Source organism: Neorhizobium sp. LMR1-1-1.1 (assembly GCF_040675795.1).
Classification (GTDB): domain Bacteria; phylum Pseudomonadota; class Alphaproteobacteria; order Rhizobiales; family Rhizobiaceae; genus Neorhizobium; species Neorhizobium cellulosilyticum.
Genome location: NZ_JBEGHE010000058.1, coordinates 1 through 20,519, shown reverse-complemented (window position 1 = coordinate 20,519; position 20,519 = coordinate 1). Strand labels below are relative to the sequence as shown.

Below are 20,519 nucleotides of genomic sequence, written 5' to 3'. Positions count from 1 at the left end.
GAGGCATTTCAGTCCTTTATCATGTAATGGGGTGCCCCACTAGCCAACCGGATCAAACTGCCATATATGATTTATTCTGACCAATATGGGCAATTTGGAACAATGGGTCAACCGGATCAGGGAAAGATTTTGTCGCCGGCGCTCTGTCGGGCAGGCCGTGGCTTCCTCGACTGGACGCAAGGCGATCTGGCGGATCGCTCAGGCGTGTCCCGTAGCACGATCAGGGACTATGAAGGTGATCGCCACGAGGTCCATCGCTCGACCGAAGCCCAGCTCAGGCGCGCCTTCGAAGAGGGCGGGCTGGCTTTCGTGACGGTGGAAGACGGCTGTGTCGCCATCTGCCCCAAGGACAGGAAAACGGCTTCCGACTGACGTTAGTTCACCCGACGCGCGCTTTCTGGAACTGCTGCCGGTATTCCGAAGGCGAGATGCCGACCTCCTTCTTGAACGCCTTGCAGAAATAGTTCGCATCCGCATAGGAAAGGTCCAGCGAAACATTGCTGATCGGCAGGTCGCTGTTTTGCAGCAAAACCTTGGCGCGCTCGATCCGCTGCCCCTTCAGATAGGAAATGAAGGTCGTATTCATTTTCTTGCGAAACAGCCGGCTGAGATAACAGGGGCTGACATGCGCAAATTCCGCCGCGTCCTCAAGCGTTACCCCCTTGGAGAGATTGCGCTCGATGAAATGCAGAACTGTTTCGATCCGCTCCCCGGCTGCCCCGCCATGCTCCTGTCCGGGGTCGAAAAGAATGTCGGTGATCTGACATAGCAATTCCTGGACCTTGTACTGGCTGCGGGCATCGAGGCGCTGGTTTTCCAGCTCTGCGACCTGCCGCGCCATCGGCAACGGTAATTTGCGGTCCATCTCCTCCAGAAGATCCGTCAGGATTTCGGCAAGATCGAGCACTTCATGGCGCGGCGCCACGTCCTTGTGAGCATAGATGCCTTCCAGCCGCGTCCGCACCAGACGAAGGCAGTCGCGATAGGCGCGCCTTTCGACCAAAGACCGAATACGGTCGGCGATGTCGATTTCGTCCTCTGTCTCCTCCTCGTCGGCATCCATGGTCGGGACCAGATGCAGGTTCGGCACCGTCTTTTCAGGTATCGGCAGGGCCAGGCAATCACGTACGCCATCGAGCAATGCCTCGGTCCGCACCGGCTTCAACAGAAAGCCGTCCGCCTTGTACTGGATCGCGGCCTGCATGATGTCGAAATAGTCATAAGCCGTAACGATCAGCACTTTCGTCGCCAGATGCCGCTCACGCACCATCTGCAGCAGTTCCAGCCCGTTGGGACGCGGGATCTTGATGTCGAGCAGCATCACGTCGATGCGTTCGCTTTCAAGCAGCTTGACCGCTTCAGAACCGTTCTTCGCTTCGCCGACGATCCTGATGTCATCCGTATTGCGCTCGATGATCGAGCGCAGGGCGCGCCGCTCCAGTTCCTCGTCTTCGACGATTGCCATGTTGAACATGCAAATCTCCTCTCAAGCGTCAGCCGCCCGCCCTTCAGAAGTCGAACGGCTCGAATTCCAGAGGGAAACGCATGCGCACCAGCGTCCCGCGCCCCTGGCGAAAAGGACTGAGAATCTCCAGTCCATGATCCGTGCCGAAGTAATAACGAAGCCGGCTATCGATATTGTAGATCCCAATACTCTTGCGTCCGCCGCGATCCGCCTCGCCGCGCAGAACCGCCTGCTTGCGCTCCGACGAGATGCCGTCACCGTTGTCGACGATGTCGATGATCAGCTCGACCCCGTCGCGGTAGGCGGAGATCTCGATCACGCCGCCGCTCTCGCGCGGCTCTATCGCATAACTGATGCAGTTCTCGACGATCGGCTGGAGCACCATGACCGGACAGAGCACGTCGAGAAACTCCTCCGGCACATCGAGCGAGAACTCGAAACGATCACCGACTCGAAGCTTCAGGAGATGAAGGTAATTGCGAACGTGCTCCACTTCCATTTGCAATGGCACGAATTGCGACCCGCTCTTTTTCAGCACGTAACGCATCATCTCTGCAAAGGAATGCACCGTGTTTTCGGTTTCAGGTGCGTTTTCGACCAACGCCAGACGGCCGATTGTGTTCAGGACGTTGAACAGGAAATGCGGGTTAACCTGGTAGGAAAGAGCCTGCAGTTCAGCCTCTCGCAGAAGCCTTTCAAGCTCTGCCCGCCGTTTCGATTCCTCCGCAAGCCTCAGGTTCTTTGCATAAAGCTCCTGTGCCACACCGCGGGAATAACTCTCCTCGACGATATGCGATGCGATATAAAACAACGAATAGGCAGCCGACCGGAGCTTCTCGTAGGTTACCTCGTTGATCCGGTGGTGCTCGTCCAGCAGCGGCTGATGCTCTCGCCACGACCCTTCGAAGGGAAAGATATTCGAAAGATCGACGAGACCGGTCGCACCTTCATCCGAGGTAAGCTTGACCTGGCCGCAAATGACCGCCCCGAGATATTCACCGCGCACGATGATGGGAGCCGCAAAATCGACCAGACTGCAGTGGCATCGATAGATAGATGGCTCCCCGGTGGAGAGCGCGGTGCGACCACCCACGGCATCGCAGTGAAAACACCGTTCCCGCCACTCGGCCCGAGCTCGAACCGCTTGGCAGAATGCCGAAAACCCGGACGGCTTGGTGACCGGTACGCCTTCCGGATCAACGATTACCATCGCCACCCCGACCGCAGCGCTGAAATTGTCCTGGACCTTCTGGAGCATTTCGGTGCTCATCAGCTCCAGCAATCTCTTGCGTCGCGCGGCCTTGGTCGCCAGCGAATTTTCAGCTGGCCGATCTATCGCGGCCGGAAAGATCGTGATCTCCGGATTTATCTGCGGCACCACCTCCTCAGGCTGCCCGCTCGGTCGGTCTGCTCCCATGACCACCCCTCCGCGTCACGGCCGAAATGGCCGTAAGAAGCGGTTTTCTCGAATATCGGACGTCTCAGTCCAAGCACATCGATCATTCCGGATACGCTGAGCGGGAAAAGCTCGCGTATCGCCTCCTCAAGCAAAGCGGAATCGACCGACAATTTCTCCGCGGATGATACCGCCACCATTTCCGGTTCTTTCTGACCTATCGCAAAAGCCAGCGAAATTTCGCAATTTGTCGCAAGTCCGGCGGAAACGATGTTTTTGGCGATATAGCGCGCCATATAGGCCCCGGTTCGGTCGACCTTGGTTGCGTCCTTACCGGAAAAGGCGCCTCCCCCGTGACGACCGATGCCGCCATAGGTGTCGACGATGATCTTGCGCCCGGTAAGCCCCGTATCGGCCGCGGGGCCGCCTTTGACGAAACGCCCTGTCGGATTGATGAGAACCCGCGTATCGCGCTTCAGCCATGGCCCCATCACCGGCGCGATAACCTCTTCCAGCACGCCGCGCAGCAACTCCTCGCGTTCGATCTCGCCCGAATGCTGGGTCGAGACCACGATGCTGATCAGCCTTTCCGGCCGGCCCTCCTTATCATGGGCGAATGTCACCTGTGCCTTGCCATCCGGCCGCAGCCAGGCGAGACGGCCACTCTTGCGCACCTCTGCCAACCTGCGGGTCAGCTTGTGGGCAAAATCGATCGAGGCAGGCATCAGGCTTTCGGTTTCATTGCTGGCGTAACCGTAGAAAATCCCCTGGTCTCCGGCGCCGAAATCCGTCTCGCGGACCACACCCTGTGCGATATCGGGCGACTGCTCATGCAGATCCACGAGGACGAAACACCCATCCGCATCGAAGCCCAGCTTGGGATCGATATAGCCGATACGCCGGATCACATCGCGCGCAACGCGGGTCACATCAACCGAAGCCCGCGACGTCACCTCGCCTGCGATATGAACGGTGTTGCCCGAAACCAAAACTTCGGCCGCCACGCGCGCCATCGGATCCTGCGCAAGATGGGCGTCGAGAATGGCGTCCGAAATCTGGTCGCAAACCTTGTCGGGATGACCTTCCGTCACCGATTCTGCCGTCGTGTAGCGCGCGACCATGATCGCCTCCTTTATCCAGGCCCGGGATGCGCGTCCCGGGTCATCGTCTTTTGGGTTCAGCCGCCGATGACGCAATTGAAGCCAAGCCCTTCAACTGCCGCCTTGAACGGCGTCATGTCTTCGGGCTTGAGATTGGGGGCATCCGCCATCGGGTATGGCCGGCCGAGCAGCTCGTATTTGTTTTCGCCATAGGTGTGGTAGGGCAAGAGATGCACGGTATCGACGCCCGGCATCAGCTTGGCGAAATTGCCGATTGCAGTGATCGCCTCGACATTGTCGTTCACCCCCGGCACGACAGGAATGCGCACCACCGTGTGGGTGAGCGATGCGATGCAGAGCGCGTTTTCGAGAATGATGCGGTTGTCGATACCGGTATTGGCCCGATGCACCGCCGGATCGATGGCCTTCAGGTCCATCAGCACATGATCGACAAACGGAATGACGTCGCGAACGATCTCGCGGGTCGTGCAACCCGTCGTCTCCATCGCCGTGTTCCAGCCCTGCTCATGGCAGGCCATCAGGAGCTGCTTGGCAAACTCGTGCTGGAACAGCGGCTCACCACCCGAAAGCGTGATCCCGCCACCGGACCGGCGATAATGATGCGCATCCTTGCGCAATTCCTGCATCACCTCGGCAATGCTCATCGTCTTGCCGGCACGCTTCAGCGCCTGCGTCGGACAGACCTTGGTGCAGGCTCCGCACTTGATGCATTTATTTCGATCGACGAAATCGGGATTCTCATAGGCAATCGCCTTGGTCGGACAGACCGCCATGCACTGGCCGCATTTGATACAGGCTGAACGGCGATAGAACAGTTCCGGCTCGGGGTTCTGCGATTCCGGGTTGGAGCACCAGCGGCAGCGCAGCGGGCAGCCTTTGAGAAACACGATCGTGCGCACACCCGGCCCGTCATGGATGGAATAGCGCTGGATGTCGAAGACGATGCCTTGCCTGTCGTAGTCGATCGTATTCATTTCAATATCCTGTCTTTTTATGCCGCGTTCCGGCGCCTCCTCCGGCGCCGTTCAGAACTCGGACTGTTGTGCTGCTGCGATGGCATCCATCGCCATGCGGACGGACGAGGTCTCTCCCATGATGGCAAGCGAAGTGACGTGCTGCGGGCAGGTGCCGTAGAGTTCGACGGTGAAAACGCCTGCAGCCTTCAATGCGAGATCGGAGAAGTAGAAAAGGTCCGCCACCGGGATCTGCATCAGCCCGACGGAATCCACCCGGTTGGCCTGCACCCAGGCCCGGCCATGCGGTGGCATCCGTCGCTGCAGCATCTGCAACACGTCAGGATGCGGAGCGTTGATGATGCGGGTTGCCATGGCGGATCTCCTCTCTTCCAGTCTTCTTCGAACGACAGACGTCCCTACCTCAGCGGACGTTCAGCGCCTCCACCATCACGCACTTGCGACGACGGGCGAAGGATTTCGGCGACGTCAGCCCCTCGCCGGTCGGACCTGCTATGGTGAAGGTCGTGTAACCCTCGCCGCCGACGCCGATACCCGCATAGGACGGGCCGTTTTTCACGAAGATCGTCGTCTGGATCAGCTTCGCCATCTTGGTGATCTTGCGCACATCGGTGGAATGGATCATCGCCGTATGGCGGTTGCCATTCTCCAGTTCGACGGCAAGATCGATCGCTTCATCCACGTCTCCTGCCCGCACCAGCGGCAGGATCGGCATCATCAACTCTTCCTGCACGAACGGATGTTCCTTCGGCAGTTCGATCAGGATGACGCGGATCTCCGGACCAACCGAAATCCCGACCTTGTCGAGCAGGTAGACAGCGCTCTTGCCGACGCAATTGGTCTGCGGCCCGCCCTTCGCGGTCAGCACCAGTTCCTCGAGCTTCTTCACAACAGCCATATCCTTGACCAGATAGGCGCCGTTCTTCTGCATCTGCGAGATCAGGAAATCGGCGATCTGGCTGACCGCGATCACTTCTTTTTCCGCAATGCAGGGCAGGTTGTTGTCGAAGCTGCAGCCGCTGACGATGTCCTTGGCAGCCTTTTCGATATCTGCCGTTTCATCGACGACGACCGGCGGGTTGCCGGCACCGGCGCCGATCGCCTTCTTGCCGGTCGACATCACCGTCTTGACGATGGCCGGGCCGCCGGTTGCCACCAGCATGCGCACCTTGGGATGCGCCATCATCGCATTGGTATTGTCGATCGACGGTGCCTGAACGGTAACAACCAGGTTTGCCGGCGCACCCAGCGAAGCGAGCTTCCGATTGATAAGCTTGATTGCAAGGAGCGATACGATCTTGGCGCGCGGATGGGGGCTGAACACGACGGCATTGCCAGCTGCCAGCATGCCGATCGTATTGCAGATGATCGTTTCCGTAGGATTGGTGGTCGGCGTGATCGAACCGATGACACCATAGGCGGAATATTCAACCAGCGTCAGGCCGCCATCACCGCTTTCGGCTTCGGTCTTCAGATCTTCGATGCCGGGGGTCTTGGAAGCGGCGAGCCGGTTCTTGATCACCTTGTCGCTGGCATTGCCCATGCCGGTCTGTTCGACGGTCATCCTGGAAATCCGTTCCAGCATGGCCGGATCGAGGAAAATATCGCGGATACCGTCGACAAAGCTCTTTCGTGCAGCCATGGAGCAGAACAGATATTGCCTCTGCGCTTCGGCTGCGGCTTCCACCGCCTCGTCCATGCTGGCAAACACGCCGTCGCCCAGAATAACGGCTTCTTCATCGGAGATATTCAGGGAAGCCGGTGCGGAAGAGAGCGCGCAGTCGCTGCGTTCGCAGCAGGAGCAGTTCACTTCGCCGGCGGACTTCGTCACCATACCATCGGCAACGATGCAGCCCTGGCTGAATGGCGCTGTGGGGTCGGCAGCCGGTGCAGGCCTGGAACCGCCCATTTCCGCGATGATGCGGGCCACCGTATCTTCGACCGAGGATGCTGCACTCTTTACCGGAGGAGGGGCAGGAACAGGGGTCGGAGCCGGAGCGATTGCGCCGTTGAACCCGGCAAGCACGCGATTGACGGCGGCATTGATGTCTTGGTCGTTCATAATCCTCTTCCTTCCTCGGGGACCGTTCCCCTTCTTTCGGGAAATCCATCGATCGCGTAGCGGGCGATCTCCATGTCTTCAGCGACCGTTCCGCCACTGATGCCGATGGCACCGATCACGGCACCATGAGCGCGGCAGGGAATGCCCCCGCCGAAAAGCACAACCTGGCCTTCGCCCGAGCCGTTGCCGGCGCCGCTTCCCGAATGGCCGACACCGAAAAGCATGCCGCCCGGCTGGGCGAGGCACCCGAGTTCATCGGTTCCCATGCGATAGGCAGCAGAAGTCCAGGCCTTGGCGGCAGCGAGCTTGGTGCTTGCCGGCAGACTGCCTTCCATGCGGTGAAACAGGATCGAGCGTCCCTCGGCATCGGCGATTGCGATGCAGACCGGCACCGACATCTGCCGCGCACGGTTCTCCGCACGCTCGGCAATGGCGCAGGCATCGGCAAGCGAAATGCCGGCTGCAAACCCTCTACCGGCAATGTGCCCGGCAAGCTCGGCGGCGAGTGCCACTTCGATCAATTGCAGGTCGCGGGGGGCGAAATTACGGGTGGCGAACATCGCTCACTCCCCCGTCTGTTTCGACCGTATCGACAATGCCGACAATCGTGGCATCAACGACTGAACTCTGCAGCGTGCCGGCAAAGCGGCTGGCGCTGCCGGATGTGACGATGACCGTTTCGCCCTTGCCGGCCCCGACCGTATCGACGGCAATCAGCGTCTGGCCCTGCGGCTCCAACATTTCATTGAGCCGGGTAATGATCAGAAGTTTCGAACCCGAGAGGCTCGCATCCTTGGTCGTGGCGACCACCCGTCCGATAACTTTGGCGAGATACATGGCTTGATCCTCACTCCCTCACAAGCGCGATGTCGCGCGCGCGCAGTTCTTCCGCGGCGGCCGGCGTGACGATCACGGCATGACCCAGACGCAGTTCCGTGGCGTTGAGGCTGCGAGCCTCGCGCAGGCCGAACACGCCCTCGGTTCGTGCAGCAATAAGCTTCGGTGCAGCTATAGGCGTTGCAGACGCAGGCGTGTCGCCCTCGACGGTGACGGCAAGCCGTGCAGCCCAGCTCAGCTCGATGCCGTAACTCATCAGTGTCTGCAGATGGCCGCTCATCGTCGCCTGATAGGCCACATTCGGCAGCAATCCACGCGCGCGCCGATCCCGTCCGTTGGGGCAGACGCCATCTCGGGCGGCGATGATGCGGACACCTCTCTCAAGCCCACCCTGCAGAATCTTCGACAGCGGATCGTCGGCAATGCCGAGCGCCACCTTGGCGGCGAGCGAAACGCTGAGCGCTGGAACCAGTATGGTCATGTGCCGATCCAGAAGATAATCGGCCTTGCCTTCGACTTCCGCTGCTCCGAAGCCAGCAAGCCGATCCTTCAGCGATTGCCGTGCCTCCGGCGCAATGACCGTCTCAAATGCCCATCCCGCATCGCGAAGCTGCTGCAATTGTTCGAGCGCAGCCTCAAGCCCGAAATCCGTTTCCGCAAACAGCACCAGCGCCGAGCGCGGCTTGGCTGGCACTCCGCCCCTCATCCGCTCGATGATACGGTCGGACAGAAGATCGAGAAGGATATGATCGAGAACGGCATCGATGCTCATGCCTGGCCTCCATCGTGATACATCGCGATCCCGAGCGGCGTAACCAGCAGTGGTTCGACGGGCTTGATGACCCGGCGTCCGGTATGACTGACGAGAACCGCCGCAAAATCCTTGAACGAGCAGGCGCCGCCGACGACATGGATCGTGTCAACATAAGGGTAGTCGGCAAGAAACTCGGCGACGATACGCCCCATCTTGTCGGCCACCGGCCGGATGATCGAAAATACATCCCGCTCCAATGCGTGATTGAGCTTTTCAGCCTCGGCATCCTCGAAGGAGATCTTTCTGGCACCGGCCAGAACCAGCGTCATATGCGTGCCGCCGGTCGGCTCGTCGAATGTGGCAACCACCTCGCCGTCCTTGAGAACGGAAATGCCCGTCGTGCCGCCGCCGACATCGACCACCGCACCGTTCTCAACGCCAAGCAGGCGCGCCGCGGCGGTCGGTTCATCGACAATCTCCGCCAGTTCGAAATCGGCCGATTCGACCACATGGCCGATCGCCTTCGCATTGGACGGATGAACGCCGGGCGGAATGGCGGTTGCAGCGCGCGAGAGCGGCTGACCGAGCCGCTCCTCAAGCTCCTCTTTCATGCGGCGAACAGCGTGAACCGCGCCGATATAATCGACGACGATGCCGTCACGCACGACGGTCGAGCGCCAGGACGTACCCGCCACCGGATTATTCTCCGCATCGACCACCGAAAGCACGAGGTTTGCCGTGCCGAGATCGACGCCAACCTTCAGCCGGCCGGGCGCCCATTCCGGCTGCGGCACGATCGTGCCCTGCCGGACGAGTTCCCCGAAAGCCTTGAGTTTGCTGTCGATGCTCGACATGACTTCTCTCCGATCAGACCTTGCGGATCCACACCATCGCGTCGTTCTTCAGGCCGAATGCATTGGCCTCCTCGACGTCGATATGCATTTCCATGAATGAAGCTTCGGCAGCACGGATCGTCACACTGTGCATGATGCCGCCGCGCACGCCGCCAACCTCGACATCGACCTCTTCGCCGTTCTTCAGGCCAAGTTTTGCGGCTTCAGCCGGCAGCATGTGGATATGGCGGAGCGCCACGATCACGCCGCTCTCCTTCTTGATCGCTCCATAGGGGCCGATCACTTCGATGCCTGGCGACTGTTCCAGTTTTCCCGACATGCGCAGCGGCGGCTTGATACCGAGGGTGAAACCATCGGCGACCGAAACCTCGATCTGCGTTTCCTTGCGCAGCGGCCCGAGCACCCGCACCTTGCCGATCTGGCCCTTGGGTCCACGGATCGTCACCGTTTCTTCCGCCGCATATTGGCCGGGCTGTTTCATCGCTTTCATGCGCGTCAGTTCCGAACCGGGACCGAAAAGCGCGTCCATGTCCGGTCGCGAAAGATGGATGTGGCGGTTCGACACGCCAATCGGCACGAGCCACGGATCGCGGTCCTCCGAGTCTTTTGCGGCAGGTTTCGCCTGCTCCGCCGAGACGGTGAGGCTCTGTGCCAGAAGCTCGGCGATCACGCGGTCGATCATGGGGCTGTTGATTTGCATTATGGTGTCCTGTTCGTCCTGGCCCGACATGACGACCGGGCCTTTCATGGGCGCAGCAATCCACCCGGCGGTGTTGCCGCCGGTGTTCGCTGTCACCTGAAGTTCTCGTCTTTCTGGTGCCGGCTATCGCCTGCGATGGCGACGATCGGCGCGGGATTGCGCATGGCTTGCAGCCTGGGGTGCCGGCTCGGCCGCCACCTCGATCTCAGGCTTTTCAGAAGCCTCGGCAACGGCCGGGGTTTCCGGCTCTGCCGATGCGACTTCCTCCACCGGAGCTTCAGCAGCTTCCGTCACCGGAGCTTCCGGCCCAAGTGACGGATCGTCTGCAACAACATCCTCTACCGCCAGAGAAACCTCCGGGGAAACCTCCGCCGCAGCAACCGCTGCGGCAGGTGGTTTCAGACCGACAGTGGACCCGCTTTCCACGATCTTGCCCAGTCCGTTTGCGGGACGGGCAATCACGCTGGTGGAGACAACCGTTCCCACACGTGAAGCTTCTGCAGCGGCTGCGGAAACCGCAGCCTTGACGGCCCCGACATCCCCCCGAACCTTGACGACTGTCATGCCGTCGCCATTGGCAAGCTCGTAGCCCACCAGCGTGACATTGGCGGATTTCACCGCCGCATCGGCGGCAGCCACTGCAGCCGTCAATCCGATGGTCTCGATCAATCCAAGGCTTTCCTGCAACATGACAGTCTCCTTTCAGGGTCAGATGTAAGGCTTGGTCGAGGAGACCACCGCCGCCGGATCAAGCGTCCCGAGCACCTGCTTGCCGACATCGCGTGCGGCGCGGATGGCCTGACGGACAGCACCGGAATCGCCACTGAACAGGAAGATCGCTTCGTTCGAGTAGCTCGTTCCGCCATTGCCTGGGGAAGCAAAACCGGTCGGTACCACGGTTGCGGCCTTTGCGGCGGTATCGGCCAGAAGCACGCCTATTGCGGCAGGAGAGCCGACCGTGATGCCGAATGCCTGTCCGAGTGGTGCCCCGAAGGCCTTGTTCAGCGCATAGCTGGCGCGGGCGGTATACTGGAATTCCAGGTGGCCGGCCGGCGTTCCGTAGACGTCGCCGAAGGTACGATCGAGTTCAGACAGCGTCACTTCGACGGCACGGCGGGCGTCGGAAACGTCCTCGGCGCCGAAGATGATCAAGCTGCCATGGCCGCCGCCGCCTTCCGTGTCGCGCGGCAGTTCGATCAGCAGCACTTCACTGTTGGTGGCCTTCACCGCTTCGTCTGCAGCAAAGATATGCGGACCTGCGCCGGTACGTGCGCCGACAATGCCGATCGACCGGTATTTCTTGTCGATCTTCATCTGCTCGTGCAGTAGCGGGTCTACATTGGCAATCACCAGACCGACCGTATGCCCGATTGCCGTGCCGACGAATTCGGTAAGATTACAGGCCTTCGGCGCCGTCTTCTGGGCAGCCGGCTTCTCAGCGGGAGAGGCGGCCGGGGCCGGGGAGCTTTCGCTCCCACCCATCTTCCGGATTACCTCGTCCATGAGTTTTTCGACAAGAGCATCCTGCATTGTCGATCCTCCTTTGTGTGTTCAGGGGTTCAGGCGACCTTGCTTTCCGGCAGGATCTTCTCGACCTCCATGTGAGGACGCGGGATCACGTGGACGGAAACGACCGTGCCGACCTTTTCGGCGGCGACGGCACCGGCATCGGTTGCGGCCTTGACTGCGCCGACATCGCCGCGGACCATAACCGTGACGAGGCCGGAACCGATCTTTTCATAACCGACCATGGCGACGTTAGCCGACTTGACCATGGCATCGGCGGCTTCGATGGCAGCAACCAGACCTTTGGTTTCGACCATTCCGAGAGCTTCCTGTTGCATGACTTAACTCCTTAGCGTTTCGGTGTTCAGACGTTGATGTGATGACCGTTTCTCGCGGGTTGGACTTAATCGTCGGCCCCCTCCCTCCCGGCCTAGCCCCCGGCCCGGCCGAGAAGCATGGAAAGCTCCTCGAGCGTGGGCCTGCGTGGGTTTCCTGCGGTGCAGGCGTCCGCCATGGCGGCCGCTGCCATATCGGGCATTGCCCGACGATATTCCTCGGCATCCATGCCGAAGCCACGAAGCGTGGACGGGATGGAGAACCGTTGATTGAGTGCCTGGATCGCACGGATCAGCGCGATGACGCCTGCCCTGACACTCGGCACGTCCAGCCCTATGCGGGAGGCGATGCGTGCATAACGGGCGGCGGTTTCGCGGCAACCCGGTGCATCGTCCTCAAGCCCCGCATTCCAGGCGATCACATGCGGCAGAAGCACTGCATTGATGCGCCCATGAACGAGGTGCATCCGCCCGCCGATCGCATGCGCAAGACCATGGCTGACCCCGAGCCCGGCCTCGCTGAAGGCAAGGCCGGCAAGGCAGGAGGACTGATGCATCGCATCGCGTGCCTCCATGTCATTGCCGTCGTCATAGGCGCGCGGCAGGTGGGCAAAGGCGAGTTCCAGCGACTTTTCGGCAAAGGCGTCGGTAAAATGCGATGCGCCATTGGCAACCACGGCCTCAAGCGCATGGGTGATGACATCCATCCCAGTATCCGCCGTCACTTTCGGCGGCGCCGTGCGGACGAATTCGGGATCGAGGATCGCCACATCCGGCACCATTTCTTTCGCGATCAGCGGGAACTTCTTGCCGTTTGCCGGATCGGAGATGATGGCGAATGAGGTCACTTCCGACCCCGTGCCGCTGGTCGTCGGAATGGCGACGAATTCAATTTTTTGCGCCGTATCGGTAGCGCGAACGACTGACAGGATGGCCTTGGCGGCATCGATCGGCGAACCGCCCCCGAGCGCCAGAAGCACCTGCGGACGGAATTCGGCAAAGACACCGGCACCCTTGGTCACGGTCGCAATCGGCGGCTCGGGAATGGCTTCATCGAAAACCTTGATCTCGCAGCCATCGAGATGGCGCAGCACCCGGTCAAGCGGACCGGACTTCGCCATGAAGGCATCGGTGACGATCCCGACCCGCTGCCCGCGATAGGCATGCAGCCGGTCAAGCAACCCTTCGCCGAACACGATCTCGGTCCGGGGGGAGAAGCTTTTGTAGGAAGGCATATGTCACCTGTTGCAGTTCGGGATTAGCGGTATCGTTCGGTTTTGTGTGACCTGGGCGGGCTGGGACCCGCCCGGGCTGTTTCCTGATCCCGACCCCGTTTCAGGCAGGGTCCGGATTACCGTCTCAGAAATGCTGTTCCGTACGGCTGATGATGTCGTCCTGCACTTCCTTGGCGAGCACGACGAACTGGGCGGAGTAACCGGCCACGCGAACCACGAGATCGCGATAGGCTTCCGGGTCCTTCTGGGCTGCGAGTAGCGTATCGCGGTCGACGACGTTGAACTGTACGTGCATGCCCTTCTGGTCGAAGTAGGAGCGGACCAGCGAGGCGAAGTTGCGCAACCCGTTGTCGCCGGCGAGAGCCGAGGGCAGGAACTTCTGGTTATACAGCGTGCCGTTCGAGGCGATGAAGTGGTCGAGCTTGGCAACGGAGTTTGCCGCAGCCGTCGGTCCCAGATGGTCCTTACCCTGGCGGGGCGAGACACCGTCTGCAAGCGGGGCCTTGGCCGGACGGCCGTCAGGCAATGCACCGACATCCTTGCCGAACAACACGTTGGCCGAGACCGGATAGATACCGGCCTGGAACTGGCCACCGCGCGGGTTCTTGTACTTTTCGACTTCGAGGCAATAGATCTGGGCGCATTTGCGGGCGATCAGATCGACATCGTCGATGTCGTTGCCAAAACTTTCGGCCGAGTCGAGCAGGCGGCGGATGCCTTCATATTTCGACGAACCGGCAGGCGCCGTGATCGTATCGGTCGATAGCGTGCGATAGACCTCTTCCTTCAGCGCCGTCACATCCATCGATTTGTTGGACGACAACACCTTGCGGACGGCCTCGTAGATCTGGCCTTCCGTCAGTTCGCCACCGCCGGCCGTATTGGCCTTCTGGCCGATGGCAAGCCCGAAATTGGCGTCGAGCGCTTCCTTCAGTTCGGCCATGGAGATCTTCTTTTCGTCGAAGACGAACTTCTTCATGGCGTAGACGGAGTCACCCGTATCGGCGACACCGAAGGCCTGCGGACCGGTGAAGTTGTAGAGCGCTCCACCTTCCTGCAGCGACTTGCCCCGTCCCATGCAGTCTTCGACCATCGGAGACAGGAACGGCAGCGGCGCACGTTCGCCATGGGCGATGTCGACGCAGTTGTCGGCTTCGGCCAGATATTTGACGAAGAAGGCCATCTGCTTGTTGAAGGCGTCATAGAAATCTTCGATCGAGGTCCAGCGCTTCGGATCGCCGGTGACCGGGCCGAGTTGGGTCGAGCCCACCTTGCCGTCGTTCAGCGTGATTTCGAGAACCTTGGCGACGTTGAAGAAGGCAGCATCGTGCCAGCCTTCGGTCTTGTGGATTGCCTGCGGCTCGACGCAGCCGACAATGCCGTAGTCGCGGGCATCGGCCAGCGAGACACCGCGGTTCTGCAGCGCCGGAATGATGACTTCGTCGTTATAGACAGCCGGAACACCGAGACCGAGGCGGATGACTTCAGCAGCCCGATAGAGGAATTCGTCCGGCGTGCCCTGCCAGACACGGATGGAGAAGGACGGTGCCGGCAGGCGGCAATGAACCGTTGCTTCCATGCACATGTAGGAAACGTCGTTGGTCGCATCGCGACCCTCCGGCGTCTGGCCACCGACGCAGAGGTTCTGGAACACGGCATAACCGGCAAAGGCCTGGGCCGAGACTTCGTCGCGGGTCTTGTTGACGTCGTTGAGCTTGATCCAGATGCAGTCGATCAGTTCCTGGGCGAATTCACGGCTGATCGACGTGTCGGCCTTCAGGAAGGGATACATGTACTGGTCGAAGCGGCCGGGCGAAATCGAGTGACCGGAGGATTCGATCTGCAGCATGCACTGGATGAACCACATCGTCTGGCAGGCTTCCCAGAAGTTGGAAGCCGGATATTCGGGCACAAGGCGGCAGTTCTTGGCGATCTGTTCCAGTTCGGCCCGACGTGTCGGGTTGCTTTCGCGACCGGCCAGTTCCTGGGCCTTTGCAGCGTAGCGATGCGCAAAGTCTATTGCAGCCTTATAGGAGATGATAACGGCGTTATAGAATTGCTGCTTCTTGATATAGGACGGATCCATCTGGTCGAGCGCTTCGAGGTGCCGGACCGCTTCCGCAATCACGCCGCTGAAGCCGATGTTGAGGATCTTGCCGTAATCGACGCAGACATGGCCGACACCGCCATAGAAATAGTTGCCGACCGTGAACACACCATTGGCGATGCAATCCTTGGCCTTCTGCGACATGTAGGATGAAGCGAGGTCGCTCGTGGTGCGGCCCGGCCAGTATTTGAAGGCCTCACGCAGCTCGTCTGCCGTCTGCTTCGGGATCTCGAAAGGATCGGCAACACGCGTTGCCATGGTCTCGAATTCCTTCTCCACCCAGTCAAACGAGAATTCCGGGCAGATTTCGGTCGAGCGCGGATTCTTGGTAATGGCGCCGACGACCAGTTCGTCGTCGCGGATCGTCACCGGCAGCTCGTTGAAAATCTTCTCGACCACCTTGGCGCGACGAAGGATCGGCGGCAGGCCCTCTGTTTCCTTGTAGGCCTGGGTCGCAAGCACGGCGCGCTCGGACTCGACATGCGGCCGCGCGTCGATGATCTGTTTCTTCAACCGCAATATGCGGTCGGTCGGTTTGGAAAAGCCCTTCTCAATCATTACGTCCTCCAGGAGTGAATGTCGTTCCCACGGCCTCAAGCCAGCGGGAGCGCGTCTTGCAGTTCAGGGTATTGGGCAGTTCAGAATGGTGGGAGAAACCAGCTGCACGAAGCCGCGCATCAGTTTCGGATGTGCCAGCCAGGCCGGCGCGGTTACGAGGTTTCCATCGGTCACGGCATCATCGGCCGCGATCGAAACGAAATTACCGCCAGCCAACCGAACCTCCGGTTCGACCGCGGGATAGGCTGTCAGCTTGCGCCCGCGCACCACATCGGCGGCGGTCAGCAATTGCGGGCCATGACAGATAGCGGCCACCGGCCTACTCCCTTCCATGAAAGCCCTTATGATGTTCAGCACCTGTTTATCGAGGCGCAGATATTCGCAGGCCCGGCCACCGGCGAGATAAAGACCGGAGTAATTCTCCGGCTCGACCAGAGCGAAATCGGCATTGATCCGGAACAGGTGTCCGGGCTTTTCCGAATAGGTCTGGTCGCCCTCGAAATCGTGGATCGCGGTCTTGACCATCTCGCCCCGACGCTTGCCGGGACAGACTGCGTCAACCTGAAGGCCGAGCATCTGCAAGGCCTGAAACGGCACCATCGCTTCATAATCCTCGGTATAGTCACCGACGATCATCAGGATCTTGTTGTCGCTGGGCTTTGCCATGAATTTCACTATCTGCCGGGATCGCCCAATGGCCATTCACTGGTCGTTTGGTCCGGCACCTCCTGTCGAAAAAGGTAGGCCCGCCGCACCTCAAGGGTCAACGAGACCGTCTTGACCAGCGCGGGTAAATAATTGACCTGACAGGGAAAATCGGAAAACACCTTAGAAATGAGGTGGTTCGGACCATCATCGGCGCAATTCGGCGAAAAGCGCATGACAAGGGATCACCACATGCGGTGTTTTCTTGTCATCGCAGCAAGCACTGGGGACGCTTCCGAGGCCGTCCTGCACCGCTCAAAAGCCTGCGACCAAAAGCGCAAGTCACTGATTTTGATAAAAATTTTTCCGAACTACTGACATCGGAGTGTCGGCTGTCAAGAAACTACCCTTCGAGGCCAAACCTGTTGCGTTGACCCGTTCGAGCGCGTCTCGATAATCTTCGCCTTGATCGACATTCCTTAAAAACATGGGACTCGCAAGACGCGTTAGCGATTGCGGCGGCTGGGCAGTTGCGCTCAGCCGGTGGGAACATGCGCGCGGAGAGGCTGGGATGTCCGATCGGGACAGAAGAGAGAGGTGTCCACGAGATTTGGACAGGTGACGGCCGGGGCGGCACGTATCGTGCCACCGGCATCCCAAGGAGGAAATGGAATGACAATGCTCGGTCTGCTCGTCGCCTTTGGCGGCGGGATTTTCGGCGCCGCAATCGGCGCCTTGCCTGCTTTCGCCTTCGTCGGCATCCTGACGATGCTTGGCGTCGGCATCCAGCTTGCGGTTGCCCCCGCGGCGACGGATTTCTTCGGCATCCCTTTCGGTGTGTTCGGCCCCCATGTCGGTGGCTTCGCCTCGGGTGTTGCCGCAGCAGCCTATGCCGCCAGCAAGGGTAAGCTTGATACCGGCCGCAATATCGTGACTGCCGGCATGGGCCTCAACAGCCCGGATGTACTTCTTGTCGGCGGCGCCTTCGGCATTGTCGGTTATGTAATTTTCTGGCTGCTCACCATGGTGCCGAATTTTTCGCCGACGCTCGCCTGGACTGACCTTCCCGGCATAACCGTCGTCATCTCGGCCTTCATTGCCCGCTTCATCTGGGGCACCTGCGGCCTGTGCGGCAAGGCCGAACCCGGCCGCAAGTTCTTCGAGCCGACCGACGCCACCAAGTGGCTGGTCTTCCAGAGCGGCGTCGGCCAGCTGGTGATGATCGGTATCGGAGGCGGTCTGCTCGGCGGATGGCTTGGGCTAACCTATGGCACGCCGGGCGCACTTTTGGCCTTCGGCATCGCCGCATCCAGCCTGCTGTTTCTGACTGTCGGGGTGCTGACGCCGGTGACCCACCATATCATGCTGCCGGCTGCCATCGTCGGCGCATCCTCCGGCAGCATCATCTGGGCCGCAATCGCCGGTCTTGTCTGTGCCTTCGTCGGTGAGTTTTTCGCCCGGCTGTTTCTCTGCCACGGTGACACCCATATCGACCCGCCGGCCTGCACCATCGCGCTGATGACGCTGGTCTTCAACGGGCTGACTTTCCTCGGCTTCTGGACTCTGATTCCGTTGCCGGTCTGAAAAGGGGCATCCGGCCTCAAGCCGACCTCGAGGCGGTGCGATAATCCCTCCCGATCGCGCCGCCGCCAAGTTACCGCCAGTCGACAGCATGTCTCCCGAAAGGGGTTACCGGTTTCTGGATAAAGACATGATTAAAAACAAAGAGCTAAGGCACGGAGAGCGAATCTGAAAGATCGCGCCGTGCCTTAGATGAACGTGCCCCGAGAGAAATCGGGGCACGTTTTTGTTGGTCTCAGGCCTTGTCGAGGAAAGCCTGCAGACGGTCGAAGGAGAAGGCTTCTTCATTGAGATACCGGAAATCCTCGACAACCTTGGCACGCAGCTCAGCTGTGTCGATAGAGCGGCCCCAGAAGGACGTTTCCTGCAGATAGGCGGCAACCACGGCTTCGACATCACCGAGCGCACCGATCGCCTTAATCTTTTCGACCACCTCGGCTGCATCGCGCGGCGGAAGCGTGTCCGCCCCCTTGAACCGACCCAGATAGAAGGCCAGCCATGATGCGAGCGACAGCGTCATCAGCGGTGCCGGCTTGCCGAACTTTTCTTGATAGGCAAGCAACCGCTCCAGATTGCGCGTCTGGTATTTGACGATGCCATTGAGGCTGATGTCATACCAGAGGTGCCGGATATAGGGGTTCTGGAACCGGCGCAGCACGGCTGCGGCAAACTCTTCCAGCTCTGCCTTGGGCAGCGTCAGGAACGGAATGACCTCCTCGTTGAGAAGCCGGTCGAGGAATTTTGCACCTGCAGGCTGCGTCACGGCCTCACCGACCGATTCGACACCGGCCAGCAGCGAGAGTGCGCAAAGTCCAGTATGCGCGCCGTTGAGGATGGCCACCTTGCGCGCCTTATAGGGCGTTGCATCCTCGACGACGAGCGTACCCTCATCATGATCGGCAAGCGGGATCCGCAGGTCCGGCATGCCCGGCTTCTTTTCGATTACGAAGAAATGAAAAAGCTCGGCGGCGGACATGAACTTGTCTTCGTAACCGAGTTCTTCTGCCAGAGCATCAGCCTCGGCACGAGGATAACCGGGCACGATCCGGTCGACCAGCGTGTTGTAGAAGGCGTTATTCTTCTCCAGCCATGTGATGAAGGCAGGATCGAGTTTCCATTCGTTTGCATGCTGCAGAACGATGCGCCGCAGCTCGTCGCCGTTATGGTCGATGAGTTCGCAGGCGATCATCTGCAGGCCGGCTTCAGGCTTTCCGCTGAATGCCGTCCAGCGCTCGAAGAGAAAGCGGGTCATCTTGCCGGGGAAGGAAACCTGCGGCGCATCTTCGAACTTGACCGTTGGAACATAGGCAATGCCGGCATCGGTCGTGTTCGAGACGACGACGGTGATGTTCGGATCATGTGCCAGAGCCAGCACATCCTGCCAGCTCTCATGCGAGGGGATCTCCTGGCGCACGCAGGCGACCAGCCGCGGCTCGGAGACCTTTTCGCCGGCATCGTTCATGCCGCGGGAGAGGACCGTGTAGACGCCGTTCTGTTCGTTAAGCGTGAAGGGCAAACCGCCGGCGATCGGGCGAAGAACGATGACCCCCCAGTCGGAGCCTGCCTTCTCGTTCAGAAGGTCGATCTTCCAGTCGACGAAAGAGCGCAGGAAATTGCCTTCTCCCCATTGCAAAACACGCGGGGTCGGGCGGGCGCGGCCCTTCAGAAAGCTCTCATCGAGACGTTTCATATATCTTTTTCCTTGATGCAAAGGCATTGATGAAAGAGTGACCCGCGATTTGAAGATGACGCGATTGCGGATGTCTTTGATCTCGCAACGTGTCACCGCACATTTCGCAACTTTCGGGACATATTCGATGTCTTGCATGGAGCGACATTCACACAAGTTTACGAAACGCCGCAATATGGCGTGCCGCTCAGGCACTTTGGCGAGCTGCGATCACTGCGCCACAAGGAACGGCCGTTCCGCTGCCCGCGATAAACAAGCCGGAAATGTCCTCAAAAACAAAAAAGCCCCAGATGGGGCTTGTTCAATATTTGGGGGAGAAGCGGGTCTCTGGCCAGGTTTTGCCTAAACTCGATTGAGCCGTATTCCCCTCGCTTTCATGGCTTGGGTACTACGGCACGGACTGCGTTACAACGGCGAGCTTTCGCTCAGCGAAAGCCACAGGCAAGGCCACCATCGGCAAGCTCGGGACTGCGGGGCATTGCTTTATGTATGTTCCGCGTTCAGCCGCGGAGAGCGGAGTTTTTGGGCCTCGATTTCCTGAGGATGGCGGTTATTCTTGGCTTTTGGATAATTTTGGTTGCGGGGGCAGGATTTGAACCTGCGGCCTTCAGGTTATGAGCCTGACGAGCTACCGGGCTGCTCCACCCCGCGCCAAGCGTAAATCCCTTTGGGATTTATCGCGACTACGCCAACGATTAA

At 60.0% G+C, this 20,519-nt stretch carries 20 protein-coding genes and 1 tRNA gene; 2 read left to right on the top strand and 19 right to left on the bottom strand.

Annotated features, from left to right (window positions below):
- Window positions 1-57: 57 nt before the first annotated feature.
- Window positions 58-372 carry a helix-turn-helix transcriptional regulator gene (locus MRBLMR1_RS25400; protein WP_148147699.1) on the top strand — a complete coding sequence of 105 codons (315 nt, stop codon included), beginning with the start codon at window positions 58-60 and terminating at the stop codon, window positions 370-372.
- 7 nt (window positions 373-379) lie between these two features.
- Here MRBLMR1_RS25400 and MRBLMR1_RS25395 read toward each other — a convergent pair whose 3' ends face one another.
- The 17 genes from MRBLMR1_RS25395 to MRBLMR1_RS25315 form a co-directional block, all read right to left on the bottom strand.
- Window positions 380-1,474, bottom strand: coding sequence for a response regulator (locus tag MRBLMR1_RS25395; protein ID WP_148147698.1), 1,095 nt, complete (start codon window positions 1,472-1,474; stop codon window positions 380-382).
- A 34-nt stretch (window positions 1,475-1,508) separates the two neighbouring features.
- Complete coding sequence (locus tag MRBLMR1_RS25390; protein ID WP_148147697.1) at window positions 1,509-2,882, bottom strand: sensor histidine kinase; 1,374 nt, start codon at window positions 2,880-2,882, stop codon at window positions 1,509-1,511.
- Window positions 2,831-3,982 carry a methionine adenosyltransferase gene (gene metK / locus MRBLMR1_RS25385; protein WP_148147696.1) on the bottom strand — a complete coding sequence of 384 codons (1,152 nt, stop codon included), beginning with the start codon at window positions 3,980-3,982 and terminating at the stop codon, window positions 2,831-2,833. The genes MRBLMR1_RS25390 and metK overlap by 52 nt, the downstream gene beginning before the upstream one ends.
- 56 nt (window positions 3,983-4,038) lie before the next feature.
- Window positions 4,039-4,956, bottom strand: a complete 918-nt coding sequence (locus tag MRBLMR1_RS25380; protein WP_148147695.1) for a glycyl-radical enzyme activating protein — start codon at window positions 4,954-4,956, stop codon at window positions 4,039-4,041.
- Between the two features lie 51 nt (window positions 4,957-5,007).
- The gene (locus MRBLMR1_RS25375) at window positions 5,008-5,310 is read right to left on the bottom strand and encodes a BMC domain-containing protein (RefSeq protein ID WP_148147694.1); all 303 of its coding nucleotides are present in this window, start codon (window positions 5,308-5,310) and stop codon (window positions 5,008-5,010) included.
- A gap of 49 nt (window positions 5,311-5,359) precedes the next feature.
- The gene (locus MRBLMR1_RS25370) at window positions 5,360-7,018 is read right to left on the bottom strand and encodes an aldehyde dehydrogenase family protein (RefSeq protein WP_148147693.1); all 1,659 of its coding nucleotides are present in this window, start codon (window positions 7,016-7,018) and stop codon (window positions 5,360-5,362) included.
- Window positions 7,015-7,578, bottom strand: a complete 564-nt coding sequence (locus MRBLMR1_RS25365; RefSeq protein ID WP_148147692.1) for a heme-binding protein — start codon at window positions 7,576-7,578, stop codon at window positions 7,015-7,017. Before MRBLMR1_RS25365 ends, MRBLMR1_RS25370 begins: the two co-directional genes overlap by 4 nt.
- The gene (locus MRBLMR1_RS25360) at window positions 7,562-7,855 is read right to left on the bottom strand and encodes a EutN/CcmL family microcompartment protein (protein WP_148147691.1); all 294 of its coding nucleotides are present in this window, start codon (window positions 7,853-7,855) and stop codon (window positions 7,562-7,564) included. The genes MRBLMR1_RS25365 and MRBLMR1_RS25360 overlap by 17 nt, the downstream gene beginning before the upstream one ends.
- A gap of 10 nt (window positions 7,856-7,865) precedes the next feature.
- Window positions 7,866-8,627, bottom strand: a complete 762-nt coding sequence (locus MRBLMR1_RS25355; protein ID WP_148147690.1) for a hypothetical protein — start codon at window positions 8,625-8,627, stop codon at window positions 7,866-7,868.
- Window positions 8,624-9,463 carry an ethanolamine utilization protein EutJ gene (eutJ, locus tag MRBLMR1_RS25350; RefSeq protein WP_183686375.1) on the bottom strand — a complete coding sequence of 280 codons (840 nt, stop codon included), beginning with the start codon at window positions 9,461-9,463 and terminating at the stop codon, window positions 8,624-8,626. The genes MRBLMR1_RS25355 and eutJ overlap by 4 nt, the downstream gene beginning before the upstream one ends.
- 13 nt (window positions 9,464-9,476) lie before the next feature.
- Window positions 9,477-10,259 carry a phosphate propanoyltransferase gene (locus MRBLMR1_RS25345; RefSeq protein ID WP_500066932.1) on the bottom strand — a complete coding sequence of 261 codons (783 nt, stop codon included), beginning with the start codon at window positions 10,257-10,259 and terminating at the stop codon, window positions 9,477-9,479.
- Between the two features lie 27 nt (window positions 10,260-10,286).
- Window positions 10,287-10,853 carry a BMC domain-containing protein gene (locus MRBLMR1_RS25340; RefSeq protein ID WP_148147689.1) on the bottom strand — a complete coding sequence of 189 codons (567 nt, stop codon included), beginning with the start codon at window positions 10,851-10,853 and terminating at the stop codon, window positions 10,287-10,289.
- Between the two features lie 18 nt (window positions 10,854-10,871).
- Complete coding sequence (gene pduB / locus MRBLMR1_RS25335; protein WP_148147688.1) at window positions 10,872-11,693, bottom strand: propanediol utilization microcompartment protein PduB; 822 nt, start codon at window positions 11,691-11,693, stop codon at window positions 10,872-10,874.
- Between the two features lie 29 nt (window positions 11,694-11,722).
- A complete protein-coding gene (gene pduA, locus MRBLMR1_RS25330; protein ID WP_148147687.1) occupies window positions 11,723-12,007 on the bottom strand; it encodes a propanediol utilization microcompartment protein PduA in 285 nt (94 codons plus the stop codon).
- A 92-nt stretch (window positions 12,008-12,099) separates the two neighbouring features.
- A complete protein-coding gene (locus MRBLMR1_RS25325; RefSeq protein ID WP_148147686.1) occupies window positions 12,100-13,239 on the bottom strand; it encodes a 1-propanol dehydrogenase PduQ in 1,140 nt (379 codons plus the stop codon).
- 124 nt (window positions 13,240-13,363) lie between these two features.
- Window positions 13,364-15,904, bottom strand: coding sequence for a glycyl radical protein (locus MRBLMR1_RS25320; RefSeq protein ID WP_183686377.1), 2,541 nt, complete (start codon window positions 15,902-15,904; stop codon window positions 13,364-13,366).
- Window positions 15,905-15,967: 63 nt separating this feature from the next.
- Window positions 15,968-16,570, bottom strand: coding sequence for a DJ-1/PfpI family protein (locus tag MRBLMR1_RS25315; RefSeq protein ID WP_148147684.1), 603 nt, complete (start codon window positions 16,568-16,570; stop codon window positions 15,968-15,970).
- A gap of 651 nt (window positions 16,571-17,221) precedes the next feature.
- Between MRBLMR1_RS25315 and MRBLMR1_RS25310 the strand changes: the two genes are divergently transcribed.
- Window positions 17,222-18,133: a DUF7973 family transport facilitator gene (locus MRBLMR1_RS25310; RefSeq protein WP_148147683.1), complete on the top strand. Its 912-nt coding sequence runs from the start codon at window positions 17,222-17,224 to the stop codon at window positions 18,131-18,133.
- A gap of 232 nt (window positions 18,134-18,365) precedes the next feature.
- Here MRBLMR1_RS25310 and MRBLMR1_RS25305 read toward each other — a convergent pair whose 3' ends face one another.
- Window positions 18,366-19,820 carry a tagaturonate reductase gene (locus MRBLMR1_RS25305; RefSeq protein WP_148147682.1) on the bottom strand — a complete coding sequence of 485 codons (1,455 nt, stop codon included), beginning with the start codon at window positions 19,818-19,820 and terminating at the stop codon, window positions 18,366-18,368.
- 574 nt (window positions 19,821-20,394) lie between these two features.
- A tRNA-Met gene (locus MRBLMR1_RS25300) sits at window positions 20,395-20,471 on the bottom strand.
- Window positions 20,472-20,519 lie beyond the last annotated feature (48 nt).